Below are 12,127 nucleotides of genomic sequence, written 5' to 3'. Positions count from 1 at the left end.
TTACGAGTTTTTATGAATTCATTGAGCCGTGCCGCCGACTAGCAGGTTATCGATTTTGAGCGTAGGTTGGCCAACGCTGACAGGTACGCGCTGGCCTGCTTTACCGCACATGGCAAGGCCGCGATCCAGGCGTAGATCGTTGCCGACCATGCTGATCTGACGAAGCGTTTCCGGTCCACTTCCGGTCAGCGTCGCACCGCGGATAGGCGCGGTAAGTTTGCCGTCCTCGATAAGCCAGGCCAGCGCGCTCTGGAAGCAAAACTGACCACTGACAATGTCTACTTCGCCGCTGCCCAGGTCTTCGAGATACACGCCTCGCTTGACCGAAGCGATGATCTCTTCGGCTGCATACTTACCCGGTTCCATGAAGGTGTTGGTCATACGAGGCATAGGTAGGTGCGCGTACGATTGCCGACGACCGTTACCCGTAGAGCTTTGCTTCATCAGTCGAGCATTCAGGTCGTCCTGCATGTAGTTTCGCAGCACGCCATTTTCGATCAGCGCAGTACGTTGGCCAGGTTCGCCTTCGTCATCGATGTTAAGCGAACCTCTGGCGCCTTGGACGGTGGCATCGTCATAGATGGTGACGCCGGATGCTGCCACTGCCTCGCCCATCTTTGATGAATAGACCGAGCTACCGATGCGGTTGAAGTCGCCCTCGAAGCCGTGTCCCATGGCTTCATGGAGCAACATCCCTGGCCATCCGCTCGCCAGTACGACAGGCAGCTCGCCGGAAGGCGCTTGAACAGCCTCCAGGTTCGTGAGTGCGGAGTTGGTGATGCGGGTGACTTCGGTCTGCAGCTTATCGGCTTCAAAATGGCAGAAACCGTTTCGTCCACCCAGCCCACCAGTGGCGGTCTCGCGCTTACCGTTCTGTTGCACGATGACCCGCACGAACAACAGAACCAACGGCCGGACATCGGCGGCCAGTCGGCCATCATGACGCATCACCATCATGACCTCATGTGTGAGCTCCAGTGTCGCCGACACATGGGTTACTCGAGGGTCGGCACTGCGAGCGTAACGCTCCACCTGCTCGAGTATCCCGATGTTGGCGGGCGCCGAGGATGCCGATAGCGGATCCTGTGCACCATAGCTTGGACGAGTAATGACCCGCTGCTCGGGCATGGCGATCCGTGCGCTGCTGCCCTTGCCGGCAATACTGCGCACCGACGCGGCGGCGTTGCTCAGGCGTTTGTGGGTGATTTGCTGTGAGTAAGCGAAGGCCGTTTGGTCGAGCTCGCTCGCGCGCAAGCCGAAGCCCTGGTCGACGCTGAAGCTGCCTGCCTTGACCTGGCTGTTTTCCAGGGACCAGCTTTCGCGCCGAATCGACTGTAAGTACAGATCGGCAAAATCGACCTGGTGTGTCATCACCTGGTCGAGTGTCTTGCGCAGATCATTGACCTCGATGCCATTGGGCACCAGAAGCTTTTGACTCGCGAGCTCAAGGTTGTCAGTGATGTTGGTTTCGTTCATGAGGTTCTCCATGGCAGCTTATCGTCCGCCGATCTGCATTTGCGAGACGAGCACGGACCCGCTGCTGAAGCTGCCCTGGGTATGGATGTCGTTGCCTACGGCGATGACATCGCACAGCATGTCGTTGAGGTTGCCAGCAATGGTGATTCCAGTGACTGGATGCACAATCAAGCCGTTCTGGACCCAGAAGCCTTTAGCGGTGCGCGAGTAGTTGCCGTTGAGGAGTTGCGTGCCTTCGCCGTTGAGTTGCGTGACAAGCAGGCCGTCCCCTAGGCGCTCCAGCATCGCGTTGAAGTCGTCGTCAGCGCGCGTGTGCTCGCTGCTAAGGCTTAGGTTATAGGGACCGCTGGCATTGCCAGTCGGTGCCATGCCCAGTCGCCGCCCAGCGTATGCCGACAGGAAGTAGCCTTGTAGCTTGCCGTTTTCGACAACCGCGCGCTGCTGCCCACAGATGCCATCGTCATCAAATGGAGCGCTGGCCATGCCGCCTGGAACGAAGGGGTCTTCGCGCAAGCTCAAATGGTCCGCCATGATTTGAGTACCCGCACGATCTCGCAGATAGCTGTTCTGGGTGAACAGCGCGCGCCCGCTGATGCCGGTGGCGATGTCGCTCAGCAAGCTGATAGCCATGTGCGGATCGAACAACACCCGGTAGTGGCCAGTTTGCAAAGAAGCATGATTTAGATAGCCCAAGGCCTTGTTGCCAGCCTTCGCGCCGACCTGCTCCGGGGACTCAAGCAATTCGCTGGACCGAGCCTGACTGGACCAATACCCCAAATGACGGCTGTTAGTGGAGCCGGCCAGCGCGGTAGCTCCGAGGCTGTGGCGCGATTGAGCGTAGCCGTGGGCGAACCCGCGGCTGTTCGCGAGAAAGCTGTGCATCTGGAAGGCTGTGACTGTGGCGCTGTCGCTTTCGACATTGTCACCCAGGTCGGCGAGTCCCGCTTCAATACGCTGGGCGATGATTTGGGCCTGCTCAGTCGTGACATCCCAAGGGTGATGGATCTGCAGGTCCTGAGGAACGCTACACATCAGCTCAGCGTCCGCCAATCCGGCGCAGGGATCTGCCGCAGTGTGCGTCGCAATAGCACACGCGGACTTGACCATTTCGGCCAGGCTGGCATCGGAAAAGTCCGTTGATTGTGTGCTACCTTGGCACTGGCCACGGTAGACGATGAGATTGGCGCTGTTGTGCGCTTCTTCACGTCGCGCACGAAGACGGCCCTGGCGCATGTTTATGCTCAGGCCCTGGCCAGTGGATAAATGGACTTTAGCGTCTGTAGCGCCGGCTTTTTTGGCCAGCCCTAAAAGCTGATCGGCCACAGCAGCGAGCCTGGCCTGTTCGAAGGTAAACGACATCTGGCTATCCTGTTTATGCATTAGGCCGGTAGATAAAGCGGGGCTTTGGCGAGCAATTGGGCCAGTACTGCCGTGTGCCGACTGTTGGCGCTCTTTGCGTTTTCCGGGTATTGGGAGTGGAACGCCTGCTCCTTGATCAGAAACTCAGCATTTTCCGTATTCCATTGGTCCCGAAGCGCTTGCAGCTGTTCCTTGCTCAAGCCACCGAGTTCACGTTCATGGGACTCGAACCATTTGCTACGAAGGCCAGGCGTAGCACGTTCCTGCTTACTCCAGCCCATCGCGTTCATGAGTAGATGGGAGTTGCACCAACTGGCTGTTTGGAATATCGCGCTCCAAGCCAATGCGTCGCCGCTTGGGGGAAGGGGAGAAGCCTGGGCGAGCAGGTGCGCGAGCGTGCCCTGCAGTTGGCGGTATGCGTCCTGCGATGAATTTTCCAGTACCCCGGCCGCAGCACGTAATTGTTCCCAGTCCACCGCTGTAGGAGGTTGTTTGCTCGTTGCGCGGCTACATAGTGTCATCCACTGCCGGCGCAGTTCATCGAGCGGCAACTCTTCGAGTACATCAGTCCATGGATGAGCCTCGTCGCTTAGCCAATGTTGCAGCAGTTGGGCCGGTACCTGGTTTACATCTGCATTCAAGCGCAAGTTGTCGAGCAAGGCGCTGGCTTGTTTCTCGTTGCAGGCACCCACGAAGTCAAAGGCCGGTGCCAGATTGGCTGGCAGGCCTGTGACGCGCTCGAACACATCTACGTTTTCGTTGTGTACCAAGGTCGCGGCGAACGTGCCTTTACCGTCCATCCAGGCCGGTGCTCGCAAAATGCTGATATCGCCTTGATCGGCGTGCTGCTTCATTCGTGTGACGAGAAAGTCGCGCAATTGAGCATCGCCATAGAATGCGCCCCAACGCATCGGAGTCTGCCCAACGGAGGACGCGCTAGTTTCGATGGGAGCACCGTTTTCGCCAAGCCACTGCTTGAGTTTGCTCAGGGGCTGGGTACCGGATAAGCGAGCCAACTCTTTCTCGCCCTTTAGCAGGATCATCGTAGGAATGCCGCGAACGCCATACCGCTCACGTACCGAGGGAAACTCATCGACGTCGATCTTAAGTACCGTCAGCAGCTCGCCCGCTTCTTCGGCCAGTCGCTCCAGCGTTGGCGCCAGCGCCCGGCAAGGAGCGCACCACGGCGCCCAAAGATCCAGAAGGATCGGCTGGTCGGTATTGGCAAGGTATTCGTTCAGCGATACTTCGGTGGCTGCAACAGTGGTGTGTGGCATGTGGATCTCCAAAAGAAATCAGGCGTCGACGGAGCGAGCAAGATCAAGATGATGGGCGTGGAAGTCTTCGAGAGACTTGCGATGGGCGACACTGATGATCGCGCTGCCAGGTAGCTGCTTGATCAGGGTCTGGTATAGATGTTGTTCAGTCGCGGGATCGAGGGCGCTGGTGGCTTCGTCCAAAAAGATAAAGTCGGGGCGGTGTAGCAATACTCGTCCGATTGCCAGACGCTGTTGTTCGCCACCTGAAAGCACGTGCTGCCAGCGATCGGTTTCGGTAAGGGAACTAGCGCGTTTTTCAAGACGGCAATCGATCAGTACTTGGCTGCATTGAGCATCCGTGAACTTATCCGGTTCAGCGGGATAGCAGAGCGCTGCCTTCAGAGAGCCATCAGGGATGTAGCTCTTTTGCGGTAGGAATATCGAATGCGCTCCGGCTGGAAAATCAATAGTGCCCACTCCATAAGGCCATAGGCCCGCACAGGCGCGCAGCAATGTGCTTTTGCCGCAACCGGAGGGGCCGCGGATGAGCCACCGTTCACCCGGCTTCACCTGCCAGTCCTGAAGGGTCGCTAGTGAATGGTGCATTGGGGACTGCAGAGTGAGTTCTCGGCAGCTCAGTGCCATGCTCTCATTCTGGATGACTCTAATATGGGTTGGTTGGGCCTGAGCCTTGTTGAAGGTCCAGTGAAGATCTCTCAAACGGTTCGTCCAAGCCATCCATTGAGTGAAGTGCTGGTAGGCCTGTTGGAAGAAAGCAAGGCTCCCGGTAAGCATTGTGTATGCACCGATGAGCTTGATCATGTCGCCGTAAGTAATCTTTCCTTGCAGCAAAAGTGGCAATGCGAGCAGTGTCGGCAGAAGGCTGAATGCGTGTGAGAACGTGCTTTGCCCGAACATCACCTTGAATGTACGGACGAGGATTTGAAGTGTATTTTCACGTACGCGCGTAAAGTGCGATTGCAAGCGTTCGCCTTCACGCGTGCCACCTTTATAGAAGGCAATCTGCTCTGCATTCTCGCGCAGCTGCATTCCAGTGAAGCGAAAATCGGCTTCCACCGTTTGCTTATGATTGTTGAGCCCGATCAGTTGCTTGCCAAGCCAGTGGGTGAGTGCCAGATGGGTAATGGAATATAGATAAGCAGCAAATACCATGTACCCAGGGATGGCCATGTTCATGCCGAAGGCTTTGAACTCCAAGGTGCCGGAGAGCGACCAGAGCACCATGGTGTAGGAGATGACACTGACGGTTACAGTGACCACATTGATAAACAGTGTGAGAGAGCTGTCCACGAACTCACGAGTATCTTCGGCAATTCGCTGGTCGGCGTTGCTAAGCAGGCTATCGCGCTCCAGCTTGTAGTACGCCAAGCCGCTGGTCCACTGTTCTATGAGTCCTCGAGTCATCCAGGTGCGCCAGCGAAGCTTCAAATAATCCAGGAGGATCGTCGAAGTTATTGGTAGCAACACAGTGATCAGGCCGTAGCCAAAGGTCAGCAGCAATAGCGGCTTGATTGCCGGCCAATCCAGTTTTATCAGCGCATCGGTGCTTTTGCCGTGAAGATCGTTAAGGGCGATGTGGGCATAGATAGTGGTAAAGCTGATAGTCAGGATGACGGCAAGTAATGCCAGTGCCTTCCAGCGATCAATGCTACGCCAATACGGAATCACCAACCCAATAATGCTTGGGCGTTTGGCTGCAGGAGGGGAGTTGTTGCTCACTGAAGGTAATCCGATTCAATGGAATTACCCTATATGTGCAACGAAATCCAGAAAGTGACAGTACGCAGTGAAATTAGTTTGCGTCTGGGTGCGCAACTCGGCGGCAATGATCCAGGGCCTTGGCCATGTACTGGCGCACCATGCTGGCGGAGACACCTAGACGCTCGCCGATCTCGGCGTAGGTCAACCCCTCTAATTGACTGAGATAGAAAGCCTGTCTCGCTCGTGGAGACAGCCCTTCGAGCGCGTCTTCAATACAGTCCAGCTCTTGTATGAGCATTTGCTTGCGTTCTGGAGACGCCTGGGTGTCTTCGGGGCGCTGCGACAGGTAGTAAAGATGGGCGCGCTCTTGTTTTTTCCTGCGCCGAACTTCGTACGCGACACGGCTGGCAATCGTAATTAGCATCGCGCGAGGCTGACGAACTTCTTCCAACCGTGGCATTGCCGCCAACTGCGTGAAGGTCTCGCTGGCCACGTCCTCGGCATTATCGCCGCAACCCAAACGGTAGCGCAGTTTGTGCGTAAGCCACTGGTAATCACTACGGAATACATCATCCAGCATTTCCGATGAGCGAAGTGCTTGCTCAGACATGATCAACAATACCTGCACAGAGGAATAAAGTTACTTTGGCCAGAGCAAGAAGTAGGCCAGAATCATTGGGCAGTGCTCGGGCACGATGCAGAAGGCCTTCCGTTGGTCTAGGAGGAGATGGTTTGAAATTTCTGCTTTATTTCAGCACATCAGGCGAAAAAGTTTGTGCGCGATTGTAGTGCAGGGCCGCAGGCGAAGCACGGAGGTGACGCTTTACAATTCTACGCAATTGCTCAATGGTGGGTGCGAGTGCACTGTCTCTGTGTTCAAAGAAATATTTTTCCTTGGTGATGTATTCGGCATCCTTGGGTAGCCGCCCCCACTCTTCCTGGGCCTGGCGCAGTGTAGCCTCGGTAAATATGCCGCCTGGCTCCTTGCTCGCACGCTCCGTGAACCATTGAAAAAGTTCGGTTTCTTTGGCGAAATCCGAAGCTCGCCACCCGAACGCGAACTGAGCGACGATGAACTGGGAGTGCACCCCTCGCACCAATGTGATGGTCTTCCAGGGGCCGACAGCAGACGGAGGTGGGGGGGGAGAAAGGCTGATCAGGCTATCAAGGATGGTGTTCTGCACTGCGCGCATGGCGTTGCCAGGTTTTAGTAATGCACGCATGCGCTCCAGCAGTGGCGCCCAGCCATTCCAAGCCTTGTCTTGCAGCCATAGACTGCAGGCTGTGGCCCATTCAAGGCGCAAGTCATCTACGCTAGAGTCGTCGATTATGGCAGACCACTTGCAATCAGGGTCTGCGAACCAGTCACGCATGGCATGAGCGGCCACATCGGAAGTGTCCAGGCCAGGGCGCAAAGCGCTGGCGATCATATCGATGTCTGACTCCCTGGTGAGGTTGAGCATTTCCAGCAAGAGCCCCAAGTTGTAGGGCAGCCCGGTCATTCGTTCGAAAATTTCGGGGGCGGTGTTATGAACCATCGCGGCGCTGACGGTGCCCCTCCCATCGCGCCACACCGGTTGCCGCGATACGAGGATATGGCCCGCCTTGGCATGCCATCGAAGTCGGTTGAAATAGAACTCCGCGAGTTGCGGATCGCTGTAAAACGAAATCCAGGGAAGCGGGGAATCCATGCTGCAGAAAGGTGCATCAGCCATACAGGCTCCGTCTCGCGCTGACCGTTTCGTCTCGTGCGTTTAACAGTGGTTAAAGGGCTAGGGCGCAAAGCTTACCATAACGTTTTCGAGTGGTCTTATGGGCGGGAGTTTGAGAGGCTACCTTTAAGATGATGGCCTCCCATGTTTTTGCAGGAGTTGATCAAGGAGTGGTTGCTTTGGTCACGAAGTCGATCTTCGACAGTCCCCCTCCTTGCGCGGCGGTGAGTAAGTGAGCAACGCGGTCGTAGCGTACTTCCTTGTCTGCATAAACCCGCAGGGTCGGTACCGGCACGAGCACCGCGCTTTCTGCGACTTTCTGCTGGAGCTGCTGGTCGTCCAGCGGCTCCTTGTTCCACAAAATGGTACCGTCGGCGCTTATCGAAATATCCACTGCCACGTCCTGCTGAACGGCATTGGGTGTATCACCTCGAGGCAGATCAACTTTCACTGCGCGGGTAATGACGGGCAACGTGATGATGAAAATAATTAGCAGCACCAGCATCACATCGATGAGTGGAGTCATGTTGATGTCGGTGACGAGATCATCATCACCGTCGAAGGATGATCCGGACATACTCATGATTTGGCCGCGCCTCGCATTGCTTGAGGGGACACAGGAGCAGCGCCTGGCTTGGTGGCGAACGGCGGAGTTGCCGCCAGATTCACCCGAGCGCCGGTCAGGAAGAATGCGTGCAGATCATGGGCGAAACGGTTGAGTTGGTGGATGATGGCTTTGTTACGCCGAGCCAACGCGTTGTAGCCAAGTACCGCAGGGATCGCTACGAACAGACCAAACGCGGTCATGACCAATGACTCACCAACTGGCCCGGCCACCTGAGCAAGTGAAGCATCACCGCTGGCTCCGATGACTGTCAGAGCGTGATAAATACCCCATACAGTACCGAGCAGGCCTACGAACGGTGAGGTGCTGCCGATGGATGCTAGAATCGCCAGGCCCGTCTGCATGCGGGCGGTACGGTCGTCCAACACGTCCTTCAGGCAGCGGGTCAACCAGTCGCTGAGATCGAATCGGGTATGCAGCTCGGAGCTGCGCTCGTATTGGTGAGAGTCAGCGGCGTGGCCGGCGATAGAGAGTTCAATGAAGGGGTTGTCGCGCTCAGAGCCCAATGCCTTCACGCCTTCCTGGAAGTTGCTTGCGCGCCAAAATAGTGTGCGGGCGCGTTGAGTCATTCGTCCCAGCCTTAATAGTTGGCAGGATTTAACTACCAATACGCTCCAGGACATTATTGACATAATCATCAAGATCATCCCAATGCTCCGCGAGACTCCGTCGGCCTGAGCCCAAGCCCCCAAGATTCCAAATTCTTGCATTTACGATTACCTCTAAGTTATTGATATCTATCGAGTTAAGTGGAAGCTGATGGGCTGTAGGGCGCGTACGGCAACGGCCCGGCCATTTTCGATATAAGGCGTGCAGGATGCGCCGAGGACAGCCGTGCGCGCCGAGGCATCCAGGTCTGCGTCGCCGGAGGTGCGTACAACATTGGCCTCGGTGACCTTTCCGTCAGCGTTGACGACTAGGCTGATCAGGGTTTCACCTTCGACCCTCAATCGCTTGGCCCTGCGTGGATATTCCGGCGATGGCACGCGGCAGCCCACGCTGGCGACGTCTTTGGGCCCGGAGGTGGGTGGTTGAAGATTTTTTTCTGTAACCGGAGCAGGGGGAGCACTTTGCGCCTGAGGTGGTGCATCAGTTGGCTCTTCCTTCGCGACCTCTGGCGTCGGTGGCTGGGGTGGCGTCGGTATTTGCGGCTTTACCGGCTTGACCTTGGGCGGCTTCGGCTTCGGCTTGGGCTTTAGTTTGTTGGCCTTTGGCGGCTTCGGTATCGGCGCTGGAGCAGGCGGTGGCGGTGTTGCAACGGTGCGCTCGGCGGTATCGCTGGTCAGGATTTCTGGCTCTGGGGGAGGCGGCGGAGCATCAGGCTCTTTGGGTACGGGCTCTGTTTCCGGCTCAGGCGGGGGAAGAATGGTCACCCGAACGCTTGCCGGCGCGGCAGGGGCACTGATAAGGCTGATCTTTTTAGGCGGTGGGCTGGCCATTAGCGCCGCCAACAATGCGGCGTGCAGCAGAACCACCGCACCGGCGGCGAATACCCAAGCTCGGCGTCCCGTCTTCACCGAGTCTTCGAAGCGCGATTCAGCGGTCCAGCTAGACCGGGTTGAATGATTGCCTAAACGGACTTTCAGGCTGGTCATTTGTAGATTCTCGTTTAGTGGCTGACCTCACGTGGTCTTTCACTTATCTATGTGCAACGAGAAATCGAAAGTGACAGTGGAAGGGGAAAAATTTCGCGTCATTACTCCGTTTTACCACTGAATGGTACTGGCACCTGCCCTGCCAGTAGATGATCGAGGGCAGATCCTCCTTGCTCCGGTTCGTTTTCAGATGTTGCTTAAAACGCAGGCTTATGACGCTCCGTTGCGAAGGGTAGCAGCCGATTGATAGCTGCTCGTAGGCATCAGTGGAGTTCGTCTTATCATCCGCGTGCCGAGTTGGGTCACCACCTTGGTTATGCTCAGGGCGCGGGGCGCGCTGAGGAGTCGACCAATCAGCAGAAAAAGACGAGTCCAACGCCGATCAAGGTTCCGCCCGCCACGGCCGCGAACAGCGGATTGATAGTGTCGTAGCTGATCAAATGTGGGATGACATTGCTGAGCACTGCTAAGGTACAGACGGCTGCGCAGGTACGCAGGATGGAGGGGGCCCCCAGGCGTTTGTAGCCCAAAGAGTAGAGCGACAGGTTGACCAAGCAGAAGCACGTGCCCACGGACTATCCTGTAAGGTAGTCCCCGAGCAGTCCCAGGCCGGCACCACAACCGGTGATTAAATGGCAGTTGGCATAAAGGCTCATGCCTAAAGCTATCAATAGCGCCCTACTAAAATGGACTGCACATCGTCAAGCAGGCTGTGGCGTTGGTGTTGCAGGGCTTGCTCAGTCATGTGGAAAGGCTCTTTCGGCCAAGATCCGGACCGCCTGCTAAGGTAGCGAAATCAGGGTTAAGCGCATGAGGAGGTTCTCGTCGTGGCTGGCTACCATTGCATTGGCCCAGCCGCCTGGGCCAATGCAACCCGATCAAAGTGTTGTTGTGCAACGAGCAACGAGATACTCGGTCAGCAGTTTGACCGGGCGGCCAGTCGCACCTTTCTCCGCACCACTTTTCCATGCAGTACCGGCGATGTCTAAATGCGCCCAGGGGTATTTGCGGGTAAAGTTTTCCAAGAAGCAGGCGGCGGTAATGCTGCCACCCTCGCGGCCCCCAATGTTCGCCAAATCAGCGAAATTCGATTTGAGGGAGTCGTTATAGGCGCTATCGAGTGGCATCCGCCAAACAGTGTCGCCGGATGCTTGAGCCGCGGCGATCAGCTCTGCTGCAAGTGCGTCTTCCCGTACAAACAAGCCGCTATGCACGTTGCCTAACGCAATGACGCATGCGCCCGTAAGGGTCGCGATGTCGACTACGGCTGCGGGTTCGAAGCGTTCTGCGTAAGTCAGTGCATCGCACAGAATCAAGCGGCCTTCGGCGTCGGTGTTAAGCACTTCAATCGACTTGCCGGCCATGCTGGTGATGATGTCACCCGGCTTCAATGCTTCGCCCGATGGCATGTTTTCGCAGGCGGGGATGATGCCCACGACATTCAGCGGCAGGTCCATTTCGATGATGGCCTTGAAAGTGCCGAGAACAGACGCTGCGCCACACATGTCGTACTTCATCTCGTCCATTGCTTGACCTGGCTTGATCGAGATACCGCCGGAGTCGAACGTGATGCCTTTACCGACAAGCACCAATGGGGCTTGATCTTGCGGGCCGGCCTTGCGCTGCAGCACGATAAGCTTAGGCGGCTGTACAGAGCCGCGAGCTACGGAAAGGAAGCTATTCATGCCGAGCGCTTGGATATCTTCTCGCTCCAATACCTCCACGGAGGTCTTAGCTGCAACTGGTTGCGCCAATTGCTCAGCGACCTCGGCCAGGTAGGTCGGGGTACAGCGGTTCGGCGGCAGGTTGCCTAGGTCACGGCACAGGCTCACGCCCTGGCTGAGTGCGTCGGCCTGACGCAGGGCCCGGGCACAGGGAACGACTTGCGCGGGGGCTACGAGCAACGCAACTTCATCAAGTGCTACAAACGCAGGGTTTGGCTCGCTTTTGAAGGAGTCGAAGCGGTAAGCGGCTTCGGTCACGGCGTGGATGGACTGACTGATGGCGCTCTCTCGTCCTAGCGGCTGCGTGAGACCCCAGAGTACGCGACCACAACGGGTAGGCTTCAGTGCTTTGGCAGCAGCACCGATAATTTTGAGTTGGCGTGCCGCGTCTATCTCCTCGAGGACACCCAATTGCACCAGCATAATCTGCCGGCTGCCCAAGGTTTTGCCAGTGCGGAGCAATACGGTATCGCCGGCTTTATCGCCTAAGTCCTTGCTCTCCAGAACGTCTTGAAGCAGACCTGAACACAGGTTGTTAACCTGGTTCGCCACACCATTTAGCGTCGAGCCTTCCACGCCCACTACGATGCAATCGAATTGCGTGGTGCGGAGGAACTCGTCGGAAATATTGTCAAGCAAGGACGTTTTCATAAGG

The 12,127-nt window shown here is 56.7% G+C and carries 11 protein-coding genes; all 11 read right to left on the bottom strand.

All coding sequences use genetic code 11. The annotated features are described in order from the left end of the window. Positions 1-18 precede the first annotated feature (18 nt). On the bottom strand, positions 19-1,476 hold the full coding sequence (tldD, locus tag HNR03_RS01550; protein WP_259150294.1) for a metalloprotease TldD: 1,458 nt from the start codon (positions 1,474-1,476) through the stop codon (positions 19-21). A gap of 18 nt (positions 1,477-1,494) precedes the next feature. Then, positions 1,495-2,835 (bottom strand): TldD/PmbA family protein, encoded by a 1,341-nt coding sequence (locus tag HNR03_RS01545; protein WP_259150291.1) that lies wholly within the window; start codon positions 2,833-2,835, stop codon positions 1,495-1,497. Positions 2,836-2,855: 20 nt separating this feature from the next. Beyond that, positions 2,856-4,112, bottom strand: a complete 1,257-nt coding sequence (locus tag HNR03_RS01540; protein ID WP_259150288.1) for a co-chaperone YbbN — start codon at positions 4,110-4,112, stop codon at positions 2,856-2,858. An 18-nt stretch (positions 4,113-4,130) separates the two neighbouring features. Continuing rightward, on the bottom strand, positions 4,131-5,834 hold the full coding sequence (locus HNR03_RS01535) for an ABC transporter ATP-binding protein/permease (RefSeq protein WP_259150287.1): 1,704 nt from the start codon (positions 5,832-5,834) through the stop codon (positions 4,131-4,133). A gap of 73 nt (positions 5,835-5,907) precedes the next feature. After that, complete coding sequence (locus HNR03_RS01530) at positions 5,908-6,426, bottom strand: sigma-70 family RNA polymerase sigma factor (RefSeq protein ID WP_259150286.1); 519 nt, start codon at positions 6,424-6,426, stop codon at positions 5,908-5,910. A 136-nt stretch (positions 6,427-6,562) separates the two neighbouring features. Next, a complete protein-coding gene (locus HNR03_RS01525) occupies positions 6,563-7,531 on the bottom strand; it encodes a hypothetical protein (RefSeq protein WP_259150285.1) in 969 nt (322 codons plus the stop codon). 160 nt (positions 7,532-7,691) lie between these two features. Beyond that, the gene (locus HNR03_RS01520) at positions 7,692-8,111 is read right to left on the bottom strand and encodes a biopolymer transporter ExbD (protein WP_259150284.1); all 420 of its coding nucleotides are present in this window, start codon (positions 8,109-8,111) and stop codon (positions 7,692-7,694) included. Continuing rightward, positions 8,108-8,722, bottom strand: coding sequence for a MotA/TolQ/ExbB proton channel family protein (locus HNR03_RS01515; protein WP_259150283.1), 615 nt, complete (start codon positions 8,720-8,722; stop codon positions 8,108-8,110). The genes HNR03_RS01520 and HNR03_RS01515 overlap by 4 nt, the downstream gene beginning before the upstream one ends. A gap of 168 nt (positions 8,723-8,890) precedes the next feature. Beyond that, positions 8,891-9,748: an energy transducer TonB gene (locus tag HNR03_RS01510; protein WP_259150282.1), complete on the bottom strand. Its 858-nt coding sequence runs from the start codon at positions 9,746-9,748 to the stop codon at positions 8,891-8,893. 353 nt (positions 9,749-10,101) lie between these two features. Then, complete coding sequence (locus HNR03_RS01505; protein ID WP_259150281.1) at positions 10,102-10,320, bottom strand: YitT family protein; 219 nt, start codon at positions 10,318-10,320, stop codon at positions 10,102-10,104. A 306-nt stretch (positions 10,321-10,626) separates the two neighbouring features. After that, complete coding sequence (locus tag HNR03_RS01500; RefSeq protein ID WP_259150280.1) at positions 10,627-12,123, bottom strand: leucyl aminopeptidase; 1,497 nt, start codon at positions 12,121-12,123, stop codon at positions 10,627-10,629. Positions 12,124-12,127: the final 4 nt, after the last annotated feature.

The sequence above is a fragment of the Pseudomonas sp. JAI111 genome (assembly GCF_024809425.1).
Lineage (GTDB): Bacteria > Pseudomonadota > Gammaproteobacteria > Pseudomonadales > Pseudomonadaceae > Aquipseudomonas.
This window is presented reverse-complemented; position numbering and strand designations above follow the sequence as displayed.